The sequence below is a fragment of the Microvirga sp. CF3062 genome (assembly GCF_036314045.1).
Taxonomy (GTDB): domain Bacteria; phylum Pseudomonadota; class Alphaproteobacteria; order Rhizobiales; family Beijerinckiaceae; genus Microvirga.
On sequence record NZ_JAYGGN010000001.1, the window covers coordinates 414242 to 432645 of the forward strand.

The 18404-nt window shown below is 63.4% G+C and carries 17 protein-coding genes; 11 read left to right on the forward strand and 6 right to left on the reverse strand.

The window, feature by feature from the left end:
* Positions 1–81 precede the first annotated feature (81 nt).
* The 3 genes from VB618_RS02000 (at position 82) to gltX (ending at position 5127) form a co-directional block, all read left to right on the forward strand.
* Entirely contained in the window at positions 82–1467 is a 1386-nt protein-coding gene (locus tag VB618_RS02000; RefSeq protein WP_329794817.1) for a class II 3-deoxy-7-phosphoheptulonate synthase, read from the forward strand.
* A 388-nt stretch (positions 1468–1855) separates the two neighbouring features.
* Positions 1856–3589, forward strand: a complete 1734-nt coding sequence (locus VB618_RS02005; protein ID WP_329794818.1) for an NAD+ synthase — start codon at positions 1856–1858, stop codon at positions 3587–3589.
* Positions 3590–3786: 197 nt separating this feature from the next.
* Positions 3787–5127: a glutamate--tRNA ligase gene (gene gltX, locus VB618_RS02010; RefSeq protein ID WP_329794819.1), complete on the forward strand. Its 1341-nt coding sequence runs from the start codon at positions 3787–3789 to the stop codon at positions 5125–5127.
* Positions 5128–5275: 148 nt separating this feature from the next.
* Here the strand turns inward: gltX and VB618_RS02015 are convergent, their stop codons facing one another.
* The 3 genes from VB618_RS02015 to VB618_RS02025 form a co-directional block, all read right to left on the reverse strand.
* Positions 5276–6037 carry an ABC transporter permease gene (locus tag VB618_RS02015; RefSeq protein WP_329794820.1) on the reverse strand — a complete coding sequence of 254 codons (762 nt, stop codon included), beginning with the start codon at positions 6035–6037 and terminating at the stop codon, positions 5276–5278.
* Positions 6034–7005, reverse strand: coding sequence for an ABC transporter ATP-binding protein (locus tag VB618_RS02020; RefSeq protein WP_329794821.1), 972 nt, complete (start codon positions 7003–7005; stop codon positions 6034–6036). The genes VB618_RS02015 and VB618_RS02020 overlap by 4 nt, the downstream gene beginning before the upstream one ends.
* Before the next feature lie 160 nt (positions 7006–7165).
* Entirely contained in the window at positions 7166–8287 is a 1122-nt protein-coding gene (locus VB618_RS02025; protein ID WP_329794822.1) for a DUF2865 domain-containing protein, read from the reverse strand.
* Positions 8288–8441: 154 nt separating this feature from the next.
* Here VB618_RS02025 and VB618_RS02030 point away from each other — a divergent pair, with 154 nt between their 5' ends.
* On the forward strand, positions 8442–8825 hold the full coding sequence (locus VB618_RS02030; protein WP_329794823.1) for a VOC family protein: 384 nt from the start codon (positions 8442–8444) through the stop codon (positions 8823–8825).
* Positions 8826–8887: 62 nt separating this feature from the next.
* A complete protein-coding gene (locus VB618_RS02035) occupies positions 8888–9394 on the forward strand; it encodes a CreA family protein (protein WP_329794824.1) in 507 nt (168 codons plus the stop codon).
* A 5-nt stretch (positions 9395–9399) separates the two neighbouring features.
* Here the strand turns inward: VB618_RS02035 and VB618_RS02040 are convergent, their stop codons facing one another.
* Positions 9400–10011 (reverse strand): LysE/ArgO family amino acid transporter, encoded by a 612-nt coding sequence (locus VB618_RS02040; RefSeq protein ID WP_329794825.1) that lies wholly within the window; start codon positions 10009–10011, stop codon positions 9400–9402.
* A gap of 94 nt (positions 10012–10105) precedes the next feature.
* Here VB618_RS02040 and VB618_RS02045 point away from each other — a divergent pair, with 94 nt between their 5' ends.
* The gene (locus tag VB618_RS02045) at positions 10106–11002 is read left to right on the forward strand and encodes a LysR family transcriptional regulator ArgP (RefSeq protein ID WP_329794826.1); all 897 of its coding nucleotides are present in this window, start codon (positions 10106–10108) and stop codon (positions 11000–11002) included.
* A 6-nt stretch (positions 11003–11008) separates the two neighbouring features.
* Here the strand turns inward: VB618_RS02045 and VB618_RS02050 are convergent, their stop codons facing one another.
* Entirely contained in the window at positions 11009–11332 is a 324-nt protein-coding gene (locus VB618_RS02050) for a hypothetical protein (RefSeq protein WP_329794827.1), read from the reverse strand.
* A gap of 293 nt (positions 11333–11625) precedes the next feature.
* Here VB618_RS02050 and cysS point away from each other — a divergent pair, with 293 nt between their 5' ends.
* From cysS to VB618_RS02070, 4 genes are all read left to right on the forward strand, one after another.
* A complete protein-coding gene (cysS, locus tag VB618_RS02055) occupies positions 11626–13095 on the forward strand; it encodes a cysteine--tRNA ligase (protein WP_329794828.1) in 1470 nt (489 codons plus the stop codon).
* Between the two features lie 145 nt (positions 13096–13240).
* The gene (locus tag VB618_RS02060) at positions 13241–13750 is read left to right on the forward strand and encodes a GNAT family N-acetyltransferase (protein ID WP_329795109.1); all 510 of its coding nucleotides are present in this window, start codon (positions 13241–13243) and stop codon (positions 13748–13750) included.
* Positions 13747–15342, forward strand: a complete 1596-nt coding sequence (cimA, locus tag VB618_RS02065) for a citramalate synthase (protein ID WP_329794829.1) — start codon at positions 13747–13749, stop codon at positions 15340–15342. The genes VB618_RS02060 and cimA overlap by 4 nt, the downstream gene beginning before the upstream one ends.
* A 188-nt stretch (positions 15343–15530) precedes the next feature.
* Positions 15531–16298, forward strand: a complete 768-nt coding sequence (locus VB618_RS02070) for a hypothetical protein (protein WP_329794830.1) — start codon at positions 15531–15533, stop codon at positions 16296–16298.
* Here VB618_RS02070 and VB618_RS02075 read toward each other — a convergent pair.
* A complete protein-coding gene (locus tag VB618_RS02075; RefSeq protein WP_329794831.1) occupies positions 16295–16903 on the reverse strand; it encodes a TIGR00730 family Rossman fold protein in 609 nt (202 codons plus the stop codon). The genes VB618_RS02070 and VB618_RS02075 overlap by 4 nt on opposite strands.
* A gap of 129 nt (positions 16904–17032) precedes the next feature.
* Here VB618_RS02075 and VB618_RS02080 point away from each other — a divergent pair, with 129 nt between their 5' ends.
* A complete protein-coding gene (locus tag VB618_RS02080; RefSeq protein WP_329794832.1) occupies positions 17033–18349 on the forward strand; it encodes a LysM peptidoglycan-binding domain-containing protein in 1317 nt (438 codons plus the stop codon).
* The last annotated feature ends 55 nt before the right edge of the window (positions 18350–18404 follow it).

An 18404-nucleotide genomic window follows, 5' to 3' on the forward strand; every position in this document is an offset into this window, starting at 1 on the left:
TATGTCGTGTATAGGTGCACTTTCATGCCGCTTGTTGCGGCGCACGATGAGCATTGAAGAAAGGACACGGGGGTAAGTGTCATGACCGAGCGGTGGACGCCCGACAGCTGGAGAAACAAGCCGGTCCAGCAGGTTCCGGCCTATCCGGACCTTGAGGCGCTTGAGAGCGTCGAGCAGCAGCTCGCCGGCTTTCCTCCGCTCGTCTTTGCCGGTGAGGCCCGCAAGCTGAAGAAGACCCTGGCCAAGGTCGCCAAGGGCGAGGCCTTCCTGCTCCAGGGCGGCGACTGCGCCGAGAGCTTCGCCGAACATTCGGCCGACAACATCCGCGATTTCTTCCGCCTCTTCCTCCAGATGGCCGTGGTGCTCACCTATGCGGGCGGCTCGCCCGTGGTGAAGGTGGGCCGCGTGGCCGGCCAGTTCGCCAAGCCGCGGTCCTCCGGCACGGAGATCATCGACGGCGTGGAGCTGCCGAGCTACCGTGGCGACATCATCAGCGATATCGCCTTCACGCCGGAGGCCCGCACGCCGGATCCGCGCCGCCAGCTCATGGCCTACCGCCAGTCGGCAGCGACCCTGAACCTGATCCGGGCTTTTGCGACCGGCGGCTATGCCAATCTCGAGAACGCCCATCGCTGGATGCTCGGCTTCGTGAAGGATTCGCCGCAATCCTCGCGCTACAGCGAACTCGCCGAGCGCATCACCGAGAGCATCAACTTCATGCGGGCCATCGGGATCGATCCCGAGACCCATCCCGAGATGCGCTCGACCGATTTCTACACCAGCCACGAGGCGCTGCTGCTCGGCTACGAGGAGGCCATGACCCGAGTCGATTCCACGACCGGCGACTGGTACGCCACCTCCGGCCACATGCTCTGGATCGGTGACCGCACCCGTCAGCTCGACCATGCCCACGTGGAATACATGCGCGGCGTCCAGAACCCGATCGGCCTCAAGTGTGGCCCGTCGCTTTCGGCCGATGGGCTGCTCAAGCTCATCGACACGCTCAATCCGAAGGACGAGGCCGGCCGCCTGACCCTGATCTGCCGTTTCGGCGCCGACAAGGTGGCCGATCACCTGCCGGGCCTCATCCGTGCGGTCGAGCGGGAAGGGCGCACGGTTGTGTGGTCCTGCGATCCGATGCACGGCAACACCATCAAGGCGGGTTCGGGCTACAAGACCCGGCCGTTCGAGCGCGTCATGGGCGAGGTGCAGGACTTCTTCGCCATCCATCAGGCGGAAGGAACCCATGCCGGCGGCATCCACCTGGAGATGACCGGCAAGAACGTGACGGAATGCACCGGCGGCGCTCGTGCGCTCACGGATGCTGACCTCTCCGACCGCTACCACACCTATTGCGACCCGCGCCTCAACGCCGAGCAGGCGCTGGAAATCGCGTTCCTGACCTCGGAGCTCATCAAACGCGAGCGCCAATCAAGGGAACAGCCGGCCGCCCTGGCGGCGGAATGAACAGCTGGATGATTTAAGAAAAAGGGGCGCCTCGGGCGCCCCTTTTTCTTTTACGCATACGCTACTCTACTGGTATTCGAACTCAGCTCAGCCATCCCATGAAGAAGAGGATGAGGATGATCGGCAGGGGGATGCCGATGAGCCAAAGCAAGCCACCTTTAAACATGTCAGTCTCCCGTATAATTCGTGTTGGAATAACGAACTAGACAGTAACGGGTTCCCACAAAGCTTGAGCTTTGCAACGGCTGATTGATCGTCACATTCACATGCCCTTTGCACCCTGAGCAGGGCGGCGGATCAGAGTGGTTACATCGGCGTTGGAGCGCCGTGAGAAAGCTTGCCCTTCGCATTGCTGCGAAACCTGCTGCGCGCTAAATCTGCAAGTGCCATGGCTCAGAACATTCTCAAGATCGCGCTCGCGCAGCTCAACCCCATTGTCGGCGATGTAGCCGGCAACGAAGAAATGGCGCGGCGGGCCCGCGCCGAGGCCGCCCGCATGGGAGCCGATATCGTGATGTTCGCCGAGCAGTTCCTCGCGGGCTATCCCGCCGAGGACCTCGTGCTGAAGCCCGCCTTTCAGGATACCTGCCGCGCCGCTCTCGAACGGCTCGCCCGCGAGACGGCGGACGGCGGCCCTGGCATGCTCATCGGCCTGCCGTGGCGGGAGGAAGGGCTCCTCTACAATGCCTATGCGCTTCTCGACGGCGGCATGGTCTCCGTCCGCTTCAAAGTCGACCTGCCGAATTACGGCGTCTTCGACGAGAAGCGCAATTTCGAGGCCGGGCCCTTGCCGGGGCCGGTCAATTTCCGCGGCATCCGTCTCGGCCTTCCGATCTGCGAGGACATCTGGAGCGGGGACGTGGTCGAGTGCCTGGCCGAGACCGGGGCCGAGATGCTGCTCGTGCCTAACGGCTCGCCCTATTGGCGCGGCAAGACGGAGGAGCGCTTCAACATCGCGGCTGCCCGCGTGACCGAGAGCGGCTTGCCGCTGGTCTATCTCAACCAGATCGGCGGCCAGGACGAGCTCGTCTTCGACGGGGCCTCCTTCGTGCTCAATGCCGATTGCTCGCTGGCGTGCCAGCTGCCGGCCTACGAGGAGACCATCGCGCTCACCACCTGGGAGAAGGGCGAGGAGGGCTGGGTCTGCCGGGATGCTCCCGTCGTGACCGTGGAGGAGGGCGAGGAGGCCGATTACGCCGCCTGCGTTCTGGGCCTGCGCGACTACGTGGAGAAGAACCGCTTCCCCGGCGTGGTGCTGGGGCTGTCCGGCGGCATCGATTCCGCCATCTGCGCCGCCATGGCGGTGGATGCGCTGGGGGCGGATCGTGTGCATTGCGTGATGCTGCCCTTCCGCTACACGTCGGACGAATCCCTGAAGGATGCGGAAGAATGCGCCAAGGCGCTCGGGGTGCGCTACGATGCCCTGCCGATCGCCGAGCCCGTGGAGGGTTTTGAAGCCGCGCTGCAGCCCCTGTTCGCGGGGCGGGAGCGGGATATCACGGAGGAGAACCTCCAGAGCCGTGCCCGCGGCACGATCCTGATGGCGATCTCGAACAAGTTCGGATCCATGGTGCTGACTACCGGCAACAAGTCGGAGATGTCGGTTGGCTACGCCACGATCTATGGCGACATGAACGGCGGCTTCAATCCGATCAAGGATCTCTACAAGATGGAGGTCTTTTCCCTCTCGGCCCTGCGCAACCGCTGGAAGCCGAAGGGTGCGCTCGGGCGGGATGGGGTCGTCATCCCCGAGAACATCCTCACCAAGGCGCCCACCGCGGAGCTGCGCGAGAACCAGAAGGACCAGGATTCGCTGCCGCCCTACGAGGATCTCGACGAGATCCTGCGCGGGCTCGTGGAGCAGGAGCTGCGGGTCTCGGAGATCGTGGCCAAGGGCTACGATCTGGAGGTGGTGAAGAAGGTGGAGCGCCTGCTCTACATCGCCGAGTACAAGCGCCGGCAGGCGGCTCCCGGCGTGAAGGTGACGCGCCGGAATTTCGGCCGCGACCGCCGCTATCCCATCGTCAATCGCTACCGCGATCAGGGCTTGGCGGCCCACCAGAAGGACGAAGCCCTGGAGCGCGCCATCGGCAAGCCGCGCACCGGTTCAATGGACGTGTAGGACACGCTCCGCATGCCCTCCTCCCCCTTGTGGGGAGGAGTTGGAGGTGGGGGTGTGAGCGATAGCCTATACAGGTCTGGCGCCAGCACCCCCACCCCTGCCCCTCCCCACAAGGGGGAGGGGAATGAAGGCCTGAGTGCCATCAAAGGCCCATCACCCCTTGCGCGCCTTCGCTCCCTTCGCCATAGGGTTGGCCCATGTCCAAACCCATCGTCCGCTTCGCTCCGTCCCCGACCGGGCACATCCATATCGGCAACACCCGCGTCGCCCTGCTCAACGCCCTCTATGCGCGGCGTGAGGGGGGCACCTTCATCCTGCGCTTCGACGATACCGATCTGGCGCGGTCGAAGCAGGAATATGCGGATTCAATCGAGACGGATCTGCACTGGCTCGGCATCCCGCCTGACGTGATCGTGCGGCAGTCGGAGCGGTTCGCGCTCTATGATTCCGCGGCCGAGAGGTTGAAGGCGGCCGGTCGCCTTTATCCCTGCTACGAGACGCAGGAGGAGCTGGAGTTCCGCCGCAAGCGCCAGCTCGCTCGCGGCATGCCGCCGATCTACGACCGGGCGGCCCTGAAGCTCACGGACGAGGACCGCGTCAAACTCGAAGGCGAGGGCCGTAAGCCCCATTGGCGCTTTCGTCTGGAACCGACGAACGTTGCCTGGGAAGACCTCGTGCGCGGCCATTGCCACGTGGATTGCAGCTCGCTGTCGGATCCGGTCTTGGTGCGCGAGGACGGGACTTATCTCTACACCCTGCCGTCGGTAGTGGACGATATCGACCTCAAGATCACCCATGTGATTCGGGGTGAGGACCACGTGACCAACACGGCGGTGCAGATCCAGATTTTCGAGGCTCTGGGCGCCGGCTCTCCCACCTTCGCCCATCACAGCCTGCTGATCACGGCGAGCGGCGAGGGGCTGTCGAAGCGCCTCGGCCATCTGTCGGTGAAGGGCCTGCGCGATGCCGGTCTTGAGCCGCAGGCGGTCTCGTCACTGGCGGTGCTGGTCGGTTCGGCCGAGGCCGTGCGACCCATTGCCGATCTCAACGAACTCGCCAACCTTATCGACTTCTCGCATATCTCCCGCGCGCCGGCGAAGTTCGACGAGAGCGAGCTGGAGCATCTGAATGCCCGCCTCATTCACGAGATGCCTTACGAGGTCGCTCGCGAGCGCCTGGCGCAGCTTCGCGCGGATGAAGGCGAGACGTTCTGGAATGCGGTGCGCGGCAACCTGACGAAGGTTCAAAATGCGGCCGAGTGGGCCAAGGTCGTGCGTGGTCCCGTAACGCCTGTCATCGAGGACAAGGCCTTCATCGAGGCTGCAACCGGCGTTCTGCCGGAGGTTCCTTGGGATGCCACCACCTGGAAGGCCTGGACGGAGGCCGTGAAGGCCGCCACGGGCGTGAAGGGCAAGGCGCTGTTCATGCCGCTTCGCCTCGCGCTGACCGGGCTGGACCATGGGCCTGAGCTGGCAGCGCTCCTGCCGCTGATCGGGCCAGAGCGGGCGAGGGCGCGGTTGGCAGGGCAGGCGGCTTAAAGCCAACCTACAGAATTCCACTGCCCTCATCCTGAGGAGCCCACGCAGTGGGCATCTCGAAGGAGATTCCAGAGAGCACTGGATCCTCCTTCGAGACGGCGCTAATGCGCCTCCTCAGGATGAGGTTGAGTGTATGGAATTCGAGGCCTTACGCCTTGATCCTGTAGCCCGTCCTGAAGATCCACCCGATGGCGGCAAGGCAGATCAGCATGAACACCAGCGTCATGCCGAGGCTGATGCCCACGCCCACATCGGCGACGCCGTAGAAGCTCCAGCGGAAGCCGCTCACCAGATAGACCACCGGGTTGAACAGGGCGATTGTCTGCCAGAAGGGCGGCAGCATGTTGATGGAATAGAAGCTGCCGCCAAGGAAGGCGAGTGGCGTCACGATCATCAGGGGCACGATCTGCAGCTTCTGGAAACTATCGGCCCAGATGCCGATGATGAATCCGAAGAGGCTGAAGGTGACTGAGGTCAGCACCAGGAAGGCGATCATCCACAGGGGATGCTCGATGGAGAAATCCACGAAGAGCCGTGCCGTGATCAGGATGATCGTGCCGATGATGATCGACTTGGTGGCGGCCGCACCCACATAGCCGATCACGGTCTCCACCGCGGAGATCGGCGCAGAGAGGACCTCGTAGATGGTGCCGGCGAATTTCGGCATGTAGATGCCGAAGGAGGCGTTGGAGATGCTCTCGGTCAGGATGGAGAGCATGATCAGGCCCGGCACGATGAAGGCGGCGTAGCTCACGCCCTCGATGCTGGCCATGCGTGAGCCGATGGCCGAGCCGAACACGATGAAGTAGAGCGAGGTCGAGAGCACCGGCGAGGCGATGCTCTGCATGATCGTGCGCCACGTGCGCGCCATCTCGAAGAGATAGATCGCCTTGATTGCATAAAAGTTCATGAGCGCCCCCGCACCAGGCTGACGAAGATTTCTTCCAGCGAAGACTCGGAGGTCTGCAGGTCCTTGAAGTCGATGCCGTGCTCGTTCAATCGGCGCAGGAGGCCCGCGATGCCCGTCTCCTGACTTTGCGTGTCGAAGGTGTAGACGAGCTCAGTGCCATCGGCGGAGAGCTGGAGGTTCTCCGATTGCAGCCCGGGAGGGAGGCTCGAGAGCGGGTTCTGGAGGTGCAGGGTGAGCTGCTTCTTGCCCAACTTCTGCATCAGAACATTCTTATCCTCGACCAGGATGATCTCGCCCTTGTTGATCACCCCGATCCGGTCGGCCATCTCCTCGGCCTCCTCGATGTAATGGGTGGTCAGAATGATAGTGACGCCGTTCTCGCGTAAGGAGCGGACCATGTTCCACATGTCCCGACGCAGCTCCACATCGACGCCGGCGGTGGGCTCGTCGAGGAAGAGGATCGTGGGCTCGTGCGACAGGGCCTTGGCGATCATCACCCGGCGCTTCATGCCGCCGGAGAGCGTCATGATCTTGCTGTCGCGCTTCTCCCACAGGGAGAGGTCCTTCAGGATCTTCTCGAGATAGGCCGGGTTCGGCGGCTTGCCGAAGAGGCCCCGGCTGAACGTCACCGTCGCCCAGACGCTCTCGAAGGCGTCGGTGGTGAGTTCCTGCGGCACGAGCCCGATCTTCATGCGGGCAGCCCGGAAGTCCCGGATGATGTCATGGCCGTCCGCGATGACGCTCCCGGTGCTCGGATTGACGATGCCGCAGATGATGCTGATGAGCGTCGTCTTGCCGGCTCCGTTCGGGCCTAGAAGGGCGAAGATCTCGCCTTTGCGGATTTCCAGATCGACCTTCTTCAGGGCCTGGAAGCCGGAGGCATAGGTCTTGGTCAGCCCCGATACGGCAATGATCGGATCAGACGCGCCAGCAGATAGGGGCATGCGCAGGGAATCGAGTGGTTTCATGCCGGGGTGATAGCATGGCGAGAAGCGGTGCGGAATGGAGGCGCTCTCATAACCTCCGGCGTCATCACCGGCCCTGTGCCGGTGATCCCGATGGGTGAGACATCGCGCTTTTCCAATCGAGATGGCCGGGCCTGCCCCGGCCATGACATCAGGAGGGCTGTCAGTTCTGAACGTTGGGAACCGGGATCACGTCAGGCGCGATCACGCGCACGGTCTTCTTCTGGCCGTCGCCGGCGGCGACCTCGCGCTTCGCGCCCTCACCCTGGCGGACGACGGTGCTGTTCTCGATCGATTGCGGGCCGATGCCGGCCGATTCCTTGCTCGCGGTCGGCGCGGCGGCGGCGATCTCGGCGGCCTCTTTGGCCTCGTCCTCGGCCTTCTTGTCGGCGGCCTTGCGGGCGGCCTGCACCTTCGGACGCGACAGCTCCTCTGCCTGCTCGGCGGTGACGATCAGGTCGCCCTTGCGCTGCGTGAGCATGCTCTCGGCCTTGCGCAACACCACCGCCCAGCTCTCGTTGGGCTTCTTGCAGGCGCAGCTCTCGTCGAAGCTCTTACGAAATTTGAAGGCATTCGCCAGTGACGTATAGGGCTGGTCGCTGGAGAGCGACGCAGCGCGGTTGAGACCGTTGTCGCCACCCGGATAGGAATAGGCAACGGTCTCCGTGCCGGGGCAGAGGGACTGGCACATCTCGTTGGCGCTCTGGCCGCCGCCCGGCGGGGTGGTCAGCGGGAAGAAGGAGCCGTCGCAGGTCTTCACGCAGATCAGGCGTCCGCCGCCGAGGGGCCGAGGTCCGTCATCAGCGATAATGGGCTGGCCCTCGGGCATGATCTGCTGCTGCTGCGGCTGGCGCGGGGCACCGAAGATCGACTCGAAGAAGCCCCGGGGCTCCGTGGAGCAGGTCTGCTGGACCGCAGCCTGGAGCTGCCGGCGCCGGGCTTCAATCTCCCCTTGGTCACCCCCTTGGGCGGCGAGGCGGGCATAGCCGGCCTCGAGCTGGCGGATCTGCGTGGCGATGGAGCCGCATTCGGCAGGAGCGGGACCGGACAGGAAGCCGAGAGGGCCACGCTCACAGCCGATATTGCGGTAATAGGTGACAAGCCGGTTGATCTCCGCCCGCTGGGCGCGCATCTGGTCGGTCGGCGCGCTGCCGCCGCTGCGCCCGAGGGACGCCAGTTCGGCCTGGAAACGCTGGCACTGCGCGGATTGGGCGAGTGCCGCCTGTCCGGCGGCCAGGAAGGCCGTCAGGGCGATGAGGGAGCGGAGAAAAGATGTCTTTGTCATAAAGCTGATCGCAGAGCCGGTCCGTTGGGCATCCTATGCCGGGTGAGCCCGTCATGTGACGCCTGAATTTGACCCTATTGTGGTTAACGCCTTGCCCGCTCCAGGGGAAGCTGTCTAGCTTTCCTGTAATGGCTAGTCCGAGATGAGATCCAGCATGTACTCCCATACGACCATCGGGGCAAATGACCTTGCTCAAGCCCGGACCTTCTACGATGCCGTCTTCGCCCCGCTCGGGCATGAGGTGCGCTACGCGGACGACATGCTCGTCGGGTGGGGAGCACCGGGCGGGCCGCCGCAGTTCCTGGTGGCGCGACCTTTCAACGGAGAGGCGCCGAGCATCGGCAACGGAGCCATGATCGCATTGCTGGCACCCCGCCGCAGTGTCGTCGACGCCTGCCATGCGGCAGCCCTGGAGCAGGGCGGGGCGGACGAGGGCAGGCCGGGCCTGCGCCCGCATTATCATCCGAACTACTACGGGGCCTATTTCCGTGATCGTGACGGCAACAAGATCTGCATCGTCTGTCATCAACCGGAATAGCCCCTCGCCAAAAGCCGAAAGCATCCCCACATGACAGCGTAACTGTGGGAGACGAACCGACGATGCTTGCCCGAATTGCCTTAGGCTTAATCCTTACCCTGGCTGCCGCCACCGGCGCTGCGGCTCAGGACCCCGACTTGATCTTCAAGAAGTCGACTGTCTGGCGGGCGCTCACCCCTGACGACAAGCTCGCCGTCTACGGGATCGACGATCCCGTGGTCGAGGGCGTGGCCTGCCACTACACGACCCCGGAGCGCGGCGGCATCGCCGGCACCTTCGGGGTGGCCGAGGAAGTGTCCGACATCTCGCTCGCCTGCCGGCAGGTCGGCCCGGTGAAGTTCAAGCAAAAATTCGGCCAGGGCGACGTGGTGTTCAGCGAGCGCCGTTCGCTCATCTTCAAGAAGATGCAGATCGTCCGCGGCTGCGATGCGAAGCGCAACACCCTGGTCTACATGGTCTACTCGGACCGGCCTATCGAGGGCTCGCCCAAGAACTCCACCTCGACCGTGCCCCTTATGCCCTGGGGCACCGAGGTGCCTCCGAAATGCGGGGAATGGATGAACTCGTAAAGGGTTCAGCCTGCGCTGTCGTTCAGCAGCAGCCTCGCGGCCGTCGCCCACATGATGATGCCGATGGCGGTGTCGAGAATGCGCCATGTGACCGGCCGGGCGAACAGGGGTTTCAAGAAGCGAGCGCCGAACCCGAGGGAAAAGAAGAACACGAAGGAGCTCAGCATGGCACCAGCAGCGAACAAGCCCTTGCCCTCATCGAACTGAGTCGAGATCGAGCCGATCAGGACCACCGTGTCGAGATAGACATGCGGGTTGAGCCAAGTGAGGGCGAGGCAGGTGAGGACCACCCGGCTTAAGGTTTCCGGTGCCGCCTCGGACGGCCGCAAGGAAGCCGACCCGAAGGCCGCCATGAAGCTACGCGCTCCGTAAACGAGAAGGAAGGCGGCGCCGCCATAGCGTAGAACCGTCTCGGCCCAGGGCACCTGCGCGCTGAGCTGCGCGAAGCCGGACACGCCGGCCAGGATGAGCACGGCATCCGAGACCGCGCACGTAAGGCACACGGCAAGCACATGCTCTCCACGCAGACCAATGCGCAGCACGAAGGCGTTCTGAGCCCCGATGGGGAGGATGAGGCTGAGGCCGAGCAGGAAGCCGGCGAGGAGAGGAGCGGTCATGTCGAATACCGTAAGAGGAGTCGACGTCTCCTACGCCGGGCCCTAGGATTAAGACAGTTAAAGTCCCTGCTCTTGGTTTAGAAAAACTAATCTCATGCTGGATTACGCCCTCCTGTCCGCGCTCGCCGCCGTGGTGCGCACCGGCAGCTTCGAGCGGGCGGCGCAGCAACTGAACGTGACGCCTTCTGCGGTTTCCCAGCGGATCAAACTGCTGGAGGAGCGGATCGGCGCCGTTCTCGTCATCCGGGGGCAACCGTGCTTGGCGACCGAAGCCGGCCAGCGCCTGTGCCAGCACGTGGAGCAGGTCTCCCTTCTCGAAAGCGCCCTGCGCCAAAATCTGCCAGGGCTTCAGCCCGAGTCTCGCCCGGTGACCCTGCGCATCGCCGTCAACGCGGACAGCCTCGCCACCTGGTTCATCCCGGCGATGGCGGAGACGGAAGGGTTTCTGTTCGATCTCGTGGTGGATGACCAGGACCACAGCGCCGAGTGGCTGCAGCGCGGCGAGGTCGTGGCTGCGGTGACCTCGCATGGCAAGCCGATCCAGGGCTGCAACTGTTACCCTTTAGGAACCCTGCGCTATCTCGCAACAGCCAGTCCGGGTTTCGTGGACCGTTGGCTGCCGGACGGATTGAGCGAGCAATCGGCCGCTCGGGCGCCATGCCTCGTCTTCAACCGGAAGGACCAGCTCCAGGCCCTCTGGCTGCGGCAGGCTCTCGGGGTGGATATCAGGCCACCGGTCCATTGGCTGCCTTCATCCCAGGCCTTCGTTGATGCGGCTCTCGCGGGACTAGGATGGGGGATGAACCTGGAAACGATGGTTCAGGAGCATATCCGCGCGGGCCGCCTTGTGGCGTTGGAGCCCTCGGAGCCTCTGGAAGTGCCGCTTTACTGGCAGCAGAGCCGGATCGTCGGGCCTCTGCTGGCCGATCTGACCCGAGCCGTTCTGACAACTGCCCGGGCCATGCTGGCGCCGATGCCCGTTCGGGGCTGATAGGCCCTAGTTCGAGCAGGTCACCGAAACCGGGGGATCCTTGGGGCCGAAGGAGGCCTTCTGGATGGTTCCGGTAATCTCGTCGGGCGAAACCTGCCGGAAGGAAACGGCCTTGGCGTATCCGTGAGCCTCGCACCAGGCGTTTGCCACAACTTGGCCACAAGCCTGGTTTGTTATGAGGCATTCCGCAACGCCATAGCCATCGGCGGCGGGGATCATGAAGGTCGCTTCGGTGGAAGAGGCCTGGGTACCATTGGGAAGCAGCGTCAGGGACGCGGCGGCAAAAAACACGACAGTACCCATTCCGAGCATGGTAAATGCGCGGCGCATCGTAGACCTCTTTGTTTGAACTCGTGCCATTATGTCACGAGTGTGCGTGAACAAAGCTCTAACGCGCTCAAGCTGAACCCGTTTCATGCGATCGTGCAAATTCAACATGATTACCAATTCGGAAATCTTGACGACTTCAGCCTGAAAAGGCATTGATGGCTTCATGAACACGGCAACGATCCTCATTTCCGGGATTATTTGCGGCTAGCGCACTTCGCTGGCTGGAGCCGTCTCGTTCTCATTCCAAGATCGAAACCATTCTCCGGCCTGCGGCCTGACAGGGGTATGGTTTCATGGCGGCCAAGCTTCGCCTCTACAACACGCTGACCCGGTCGAAGGACGAATTCGTCCCGATCGACCCTGAGAACGTGCGCCTCTACGTCTGCGGACCCACCGTTTACGACTACGCCCACATCGGCAACGCCCGCCCGATCATCGTCTTCGACCTTCTCTTCCGTCTCTTGAGACATGTGTACGGCAAGGAAGCCGTGACGTATGTGCGCAATATCACCGATGTGGACGACAAGATTAACGCCCGCGCGGCCCGGGATTACCCTGATTTGACTCACAACGAGGCCATCCGCGTCGTCACGGGGAAGACCGAGGAGCAGTTTCACGCCGACATCCGCGCGCTCGGCGTGCTCATGCCCGAGGACGTGAACGAGGAAGGCCAGCCCCCGCGCTTCGTCGAGCCCAGGGCGACCGAGCACATCGACGAGATGCGCATGATCATCGAGCGGCTGATCGCCCGCGGAGCGGCCTATGTGGCCGAGGATCACGTGCTCTTCTCGGTCTCGGCCATGCAGAACCTGTCCGGCGTCCCGAAATACGGCGCCTTTTCCAAACGCTCCCTCGACGAGCTGCTCTCCGGCGCCCGTGTGGACGTGGCGCCCTACAAGCGCGATGCCATGGACTTCGTGCTCTGGAAGCCCTCGGGACCGCAGGATCCGGCTTGGGCCTCGCCCGCCGGGATCGCGACGCCGGGCCGTCCAGGCTGGCACATCGAGTGCTCGGCCATGGCATGGCGGCACCTCGTCCAGGCTTTCGAGACCAGGCTTACCTGCAGCGATCCGACGGAGCGCGAGATCTTCGACATCCACGGTGGCGGGATCGATCTCGTGTTTCCGCACCACGAGAACGAGATCGCTCAGAGCTGCTGCGCCTTCGAGACGCCGCGCATGGCCAATGTGTGGATGCACAACGGCTTCCTGCAGGTGGAAGGCGACAAGATGTCGAAGTCCCTCGGCAACTTCGTCACCATCAACGAGCTGCTGCAGGAGTGGCCGGGCGAGGTGCTGCGCTTCAACATGCTGCGCACCCACTATCGCCAGCCGATCGATTGGACGGTGAAGGGGCTTGAGGAAAGCGAGAAGACCCTCGACCGCTGGTATGAACTGGCGGGCAGGGGAGATGCTGCTTTCCTCTCGGACCACATCATCGCCGCGCTCGCGGACGATCTCAACACGCCGAAGATGCTGGCGGAGCTTCATGTCCTGGACGGGCAGGGGGCTCACGAGGAACTCGGCGCGAACCTTCGTGCGCTCGGCTTTCTCCTCGAGGGGGCAGAGGTCTGGAAAGCGCGCAGGCAATCTGCGTTGAGCGTCGATCCTGCGCAGGTCGAGGCATTGATCGCCGCCCGGAAGGAAGCACGCGCGTCGAAGAACTGGCCTGAGTCCGACCGCATCCGCGATGAGCTTTCCGCGCTGAACGTTGTGGTGAAGGACAACAAGGACGGCACCACCACCTGGGAGGTCGCGCGATGACCAGTATCGTACCCTCCACGGTCATCCCCGGGCTTGTCCCGGGGATCCACGTTTTTGCCGCGGTTGAAGACGTGGATGGCCGCAACGAGTGCGGCCATGACGTGCGTGGAATCTGCCGTACATGCAACGAAGGAAGGGCGCGCTGATGGGACAGGCCTTGCCGAAGCCGGGGCTTCGCCCCTTCCTGCCCGCCGATCTGCCGCTGCTCGTCGACATCTACGAGGAGAGCATCGCGGAACTGACGGGCGAGGATTACAGCGCGAGCCAGCAGGAGGCCTGGATGGCTCTCGCTGAGGACAACGCCTTCACCGAGAAGCTCACGAAGAGCCTCACGCTGGTGGCCACCGTCGAGGGCTCGCCCGTCGGCTTCATTGCGCTGAAGGACAACGAGCTGATCGAACTCTTCTACGTCCATCCGGCCGTGGCAGGTCAAGGGATCGGCACAATGCTTTACCATGCGGTGGAGAAGCTCGCCGGCGCGCGCGGTGCTCCGCGTCTCGCGGCGGAAGTGAGCGACAATGCGCTGCCATTCTTCCAGAAACAGGGTTTCCAGCCGCAGCAGCGCAACACGGTGCCGCTCGGCGACGAATGGCTCGGCACCACCACCATGGAAAAGCGCCTGACGCCGCTCGAAGACAGGAAGTTGTCATCATGAGCCGAGACCGCGTCACCCTCTTCGACACCACCCTGCGCGACGGGGCGCAGACGACAGGGGTCGATTTCTCCCTTGAGGACAAGAAGGCAATCGCCACGCTCCTCGATCAGCTGGGCATCGATTACGTGGAAGGCGGCTATCCGGGGGCGAACCCGTTGGATACCGCTTTTTTTGCTGAAAAGCGCACGAAGAACGCCAAGTTCACGGCCTTCGGCATGACGAAGCGGGCGGGGCGTTCCGTCTCGAACGATCCCGGTGTGGCTGCTCTCCTCGAAGCGCAGGCCGACGCCATATGCTTCGTCGCCAAGGCCTGGGACTACCATGTGCGCGTGGCGCTCGAGACGACGCCGGAAGAGAACATCGCCGGGATCCATGAAAGCGTCGAGGCTGCGCGCGCCAAGGGGCGCGAGGTGCTCGTCGATTGCGAGCATTTCTTCGACGGCTACAAGGCCAATCCCGACTACGCGCTCGCTTGCGTGAAGACCGCCTATGAGGCGGGCGCGCGCTGGGTCGTGCTCTGCGACACCAATGGTGGCACGCTGCCCCATGAGGTGACGGAGATCGTCACGACGGTCACGAAGGTGGTGCCGGGTGCGCATCTCGGCATCCATGCCCATGACGATTGCGGCTGCGCGGTCGCGAATTCGCTCGCAGCCGTCGAGGCAGGCGCGCGCCAGATCCAGGGCACGCTCAACGGCCTCGGCGAGCGCTGCGGCAACGCCAATCTCATCACGCTGATCGGCGCCCTGAAGCTGAAGGATGGCTATGCCGCCCGCTTCGATCTCGGCGTCACCGATGAGTCTTTAAGCGAACTCACCCACGTGTCGCGACAGGTGGACGAAATCCTCAACCGCCAGCCCAACCGCCACGCGCCTTTCGTGGGTTCGAGCGCCTTCGCCACGAAGGCCGGCATCCATGCCTCAGCGGTACTGAAGGATCCGCGCACCTATGAGCATGTGGAGCCGGAAATCGTCGGCAATGTGCGGAAAGTGCTGGTGTCGGACCAGGGCGGACAATCGAACATCCTAGCCGAGTTGAAGCGTTGTGGCTTCAAACTCGAGAAGGGCGATCCGCGCATCGGACGCGTGCTCGACGAGGTCAAGCGCAAGGAGTCCGAGGGTTTCGCCTTCGAGGGTGCGGACGCCTCCTTCTACGTGCTGGTCAAGCGCATGCTCGGCGAGGTGCCGGCGTTCTTCGATGTGGAGCGCTTCTCGGTCAACGTGGAGCGCCGCTTCAACGCGGTCGGCGAACTTGTCACGGCATCCGAGGCCATCGTGAAGGTGCGCGTTGGCGACGAGGTGCTGATCTCGGCGGCCGAAGGCAATGGCCCGGTCAATGCGCTCGATGTTGCCCTGCGCAAGGATCTCGGCAAGTACCAGCACCTGATCCAAGACCTGGAGCTCGTCGACTATAAGGTGCGCATCTATCAGGGTGGCTCGGATGCGGTCACCCGCGTACTGATCGAGTTCGCCGACGGCACAGGCGAGCGCTGGACCACCATCGGCGTGTCGCCCAACATCATCGACGCATCGTTCCAGGCGCTGACGGATTCCATGATCTACAAGCTACTGAAGGGCGGGGCGGTGCTTTAGTTCACCGCGTTGCTTCTCTTCTGCTTTCAGGCCATGGCCTAACGGTGGGTATGGGGCTGAGCGGGCTCGTGTTGCCCCGCACAGGCTAGCGTGGAGAATGCGATAATCTATCGAGCGTCTTATTGCCGAGCTTGGCTGCTTCTCTGCGCACGAAAAGCTGTCTGAGCGCGGATTTGAAAGAATGTTCGATGCTCAAGACACTCGTTTTCTCAGCACTTTTCCTCTTTGGCTGTAATCGAGTCGCTCAGGCCGCTGACCCACCCTTGCAGCTGCCGCTATGTCCGGACTGGTCGCAGAATGTCGAGACCGACATCGAATTTTGGCAAGCGCTTGAGGCAGCCTATCCGTCTGCAAGAGTGAATACCGAAGACGAGGAGCCTTCTCGTCTGTCATGCCTCTTTCCCTATAAACTGCTGCGCTATGACAAGTTCGAGGTTCTGATCACGCTCGCCGGGGAGCCTGGCGAGGCTTGCCATGGTTGCCCGGCTCAACTCAGCGCCGCCTTCCTGAGAAGAGCTGGGCAGAATCTGAAGCTGGTTGGTCGGCACAAAAATTTCACCGAGGTCGGGACCTTTGGGTACGTTATTTCGCTAGAGCCGTTCAGTCTCGGATCGCAGCAAGGAATTGTTGTCGAAGGTGGTGGCACCTTTCAGGGCTACTCCACTGGTGTTCTGGTATTCTTCGTGATTGAGAATGGGCGCATGAGGCAGGTCGGCCCGGAGAATGGAATTTCTTCAGGCGACGGCAATTGCGGCGCAGTCATGGATGAGGGGCCCTGTCGGGATGTTACGGGTGAATGGCGAGTCGAGGGTGATCGCCTGAAGATCCGCTACTCTGGTGTCCGCGAAGATCGAACCAAGATCGACGGGACCGTGACCTACAAACTCAAGGGAGATGACCTCATTCTGACCTCCGGGGCCAAATTGGCCATCGAGATGGAGGAAAGCCGGCCCTAAAACCGGCTCTCGATGGTCTCTTCGTTGCCCACGATTCCGACGCGCCGGGCGGCGTTCTCGATCATCGGAATGACCTCTTCCACTCGCTCTGCGACAAGGTAATTGAGTTCCAGCCCGTGGCGAATGAACCCCTGCTCGCGCATATGGGCGATGAGCGTCAGCAGGGGCCTCCAGAAGCCCTTGGTGCTCAGCATCAGGATCGGCTTGGTATGGCGGCCGAGCTGGGACCAGGTCATCTGCTCGACAAGCTCTTCCAGGGTGCCGATGCCGCCGGGCATGGCCACGAAGGCGTCGGCCTTCTCGAACATCAGCCGCTTGCGGGTATGCATGTCCGGTACCACAAGGGTTTCCTGCACGTCGTCGAGAAGCTTCTCGCGGGACTTCAGAAATTCCGGAATAATTCCTGTGACATAACCGCCATGGTCGAGGACGGACTGGGCTACGGTGCCCATCAGGCCCACATTGCCGCCGCCATAGACGAGATTGATCCCCTGCTCGGCCATGAAGCGGCCCAAAGCCGCCGCATTCTCGGTGAAAACGGGGTCGTCTCCAAATCCGGAGCCGCAATAGACACAGATGGATTTGATCGGTTTGACAGATGACATGGGCATTTCGGGGAGGCGGGGAGCCTCCCTGGCTGAGTCGTAGAGCATTAATTTGTCCTTTATGGCCGTAGCCTTTTGAAAGATAAACGGATTAAATGGCGGAAAGTGCCGCGTTTGAGAAAAAGCATCATGGCGCATCCGAAAGAGTTAAAGGGCACCATCGCGCTCCTCGGCGCTGCCGCCGCAGCTGTCGTCGCGGTGCTTCTCGGCGTGTTTTACTGGACTTGGTCAGGAAAGCCTGAAACCTCCCAGAATGCTGCACCCGCCCAGACAGCGCAGCCGTCCGCCCCTCCGACCCAGCCGGCGCCGGGCCAGCAGCAGGCCGTCGCCAAGCCACCCGCTCCCGGCGAGGCGCCTCCGGCACAGGCCAAGGAAGCCCCTGTCGTTCCGTCTTTCGATGTCGTGCGCATCGAGCCGGACGGGGAGAGCGTCATTGCCGGTCGCGCAGCCCCTGGGGCCACCATCGAACTCCTCCGGGGCGATCAGGTCCATGCCCGCGCCGCGGCCGATGCGTCCGGCCTCTTCGCCATCGTGCCGCCGCCCCTGCCGCCGGGGTCTCATCAGGTGGTGCTGCAATCCATTGCACCCGATGGAACGCGCCAGCGCTCCGCCCAGGCTGTGACGGTCGTCATCACGGACGGCAAGACCCGGCCGCTCGTGACCCTGACCTCTCCGGATGCGCCCACGGTGGTCCTGTCCAACCCCGAGCCGCCTGCGGCCAGGGTGGCCGAGGCGCCGAAGCCTGAAGCCAAGCCCACCGAGCCTGCCGCTCCTTCTGCGCAACAGCAGCAGGCCGGTGCCGCTCCGACGGTCTCCCCGCCGGCGCCAGCTGCACCAGCACCCGCTGCCCGGCCTGAGATCAAGATCGTGACGGTCGAGGCGGAGGAGGGGAAGCTCTATGTGTCCGGGCAATCCTCGCCGGGAGCCACCGTTCGGCTCTACCTCAACGAGAGCTTCATCGCCCCCGGTGGAGCCGGAGGTGACGGCCGGGTCTCCTTCTCAATCGCCAGCGGCGTGAAGCCCGGCGACTATCGCATCCGTCTCGACGATGTGGATCCGGTCTCCGGCCAGGTGAGATCCCGGGCCGAGGTCGGCTTCAACGTGCCGGCCCAGGTCGCCTCGGCTCAGCCACAGGTTCCCGCGTCGGTTCAGCCGCAGGCATCCGGCGCCCCGGCAGCCTCCCAGCCGCCGACCTCGCGCGACGTGGCCTCAGCCCTGCCGCAGGGGCAGGTTGCGGACGCCGGCACCATCGTGATCCCCAACATCAACACGGCCATCGTGTCCCGCGGCGACAATCTCTGGCGCATCAGCCAGCGGGTCTATGGCAAGGGTCTTCGCTACACGGTGATTTTTGGCGCGAACCAGGAGCAGATCCGCAACCCGGACCTGATCTATCCGGGCCAGATCTTCGTTCTGCCGGGCGAGCAGGAGCCCAAGAGCAACTGACCCAGCAGCTGACCGCTCCTGAAGGGCTGCACAGGACAATTGCCGGAGCAGGGTG

Bases quoted from the DNA above. Each gene is read 5' to 3' on its own strand.
- VB618_RS02005 (WP_329794818.1), top strand. From the start codon at position 1,856: ATGGCTCAGAACATTCTCAAGATCGCGCTCGCGCAGCTCAACCCCATT.
- cimA (WP_329794829.1), top strand. From the start codon at position 13,747: ATGAGCCGAGACCGCGTCACCCTCTTCGACACCACCCTGCGCGACGGG.
- VB618_RS02050 (WP_329794827.1), bottom strand. From the start codon at position 11,332: ATGCGCCGCGCATTTACCATGCTCGGAATGGGTACTGTCGTGTTTTTT.
- VB618_RS02040 (WP_329794825.1), bottom strand. From the start codon at position 10,011: ATGACCGCTCCTCTCCTCGCCGGCTTCCTGCTCGGCCTCAGCCTCATC.
- gltX (WP_329794819.1), top strand. From the start codon at position 3,787: ATGTCCAAACCCATCGTCCGCTTCGCTCCGTCCCCGACCGGGCACATC.
- VB618_RS02000 (WP_329794817.1), top strand. From the start codon at position 82: ATGACCGAGCGGTGGACGCCCGACAGCTGGAGAAACAAGCCGGTCCAG.
- VB618_RS02075 (WP_329794831.1), bottom strand. From the start codon at position 16,903: ATGTCATCTGTCAAACCGATCAAATCCATCTGTGTCTATTGCGGCTCC.
- cysS (WP_329794828.1), top strand. From the start codon at position 11,626: ATGGCGGCCAAGCTTCGCCTCTACAACACGCTGACCCGGTCGAAGGAC.
- VB618_RS02035 (WP_329794824.1), top strand. From the start codon at position 8,888: ATGCTTGCCCGAATTGCCTTAGGCTTAATCCTTACCCTGGCTGCCGCC.
- VB618_RS02015 (WP_329794820.1), bottom strand. From the start codon at position 6,037: ATGAACTTTTATGCAATCAAGGCGATCTATCTCTTCGAGATGGCGCGC.
- VB618_RS02070 (WP_329794830.1), top strand. From the start codon at position 15,531: ATGCTCAAGACACTCGTTTTCTCAGCACTTTTCCTCTTTGGCTGTAAT.
- VB618_RS02080 (WP_329794832.1), top strand. From the start codon at position 17,033: ATGGCGCATCCGAAAGAGTTAAAGGGCACCATCGCGCTCCTCGGCGCT.
- VB618_RS02060 (WP_329795109.1), top strand. From the start codon at position 13,241: ATGGGACAGGCCTTGCCGAAGCCGGGGCTTCGCCCCTTCCTGCCCGCC.
- VB618_RS02045 (WP_329794826.1), top strand. From the start codon at position 10,106: ATGCTGGATTACGCCCTCCTGTCCGCGCTCGCCGCCGTGGTGCGCACC.
- VB618_RS02025 (WP_329794822.1), bottom strand. From the start codon at position 8,287: ATGACAAAGACATCTTTTCTCCGCTCCCTCATCGCCCTGACGGCCTTC.
- VB618_RS02030 (WP_329794823.1), top strand. From the start codon at position 8,442: ATGTACTCCCATACGACCATCGGGGCAAATGACCTTGCTCAAGCCCGG.
- VB618_RS02020 (WP_329794821.1), bottom strand. From the start codon at position 7,005: ATGAAACCACTCGATTCCCTGCGCATGCCCCTATCTGCTGGCGCGTCT.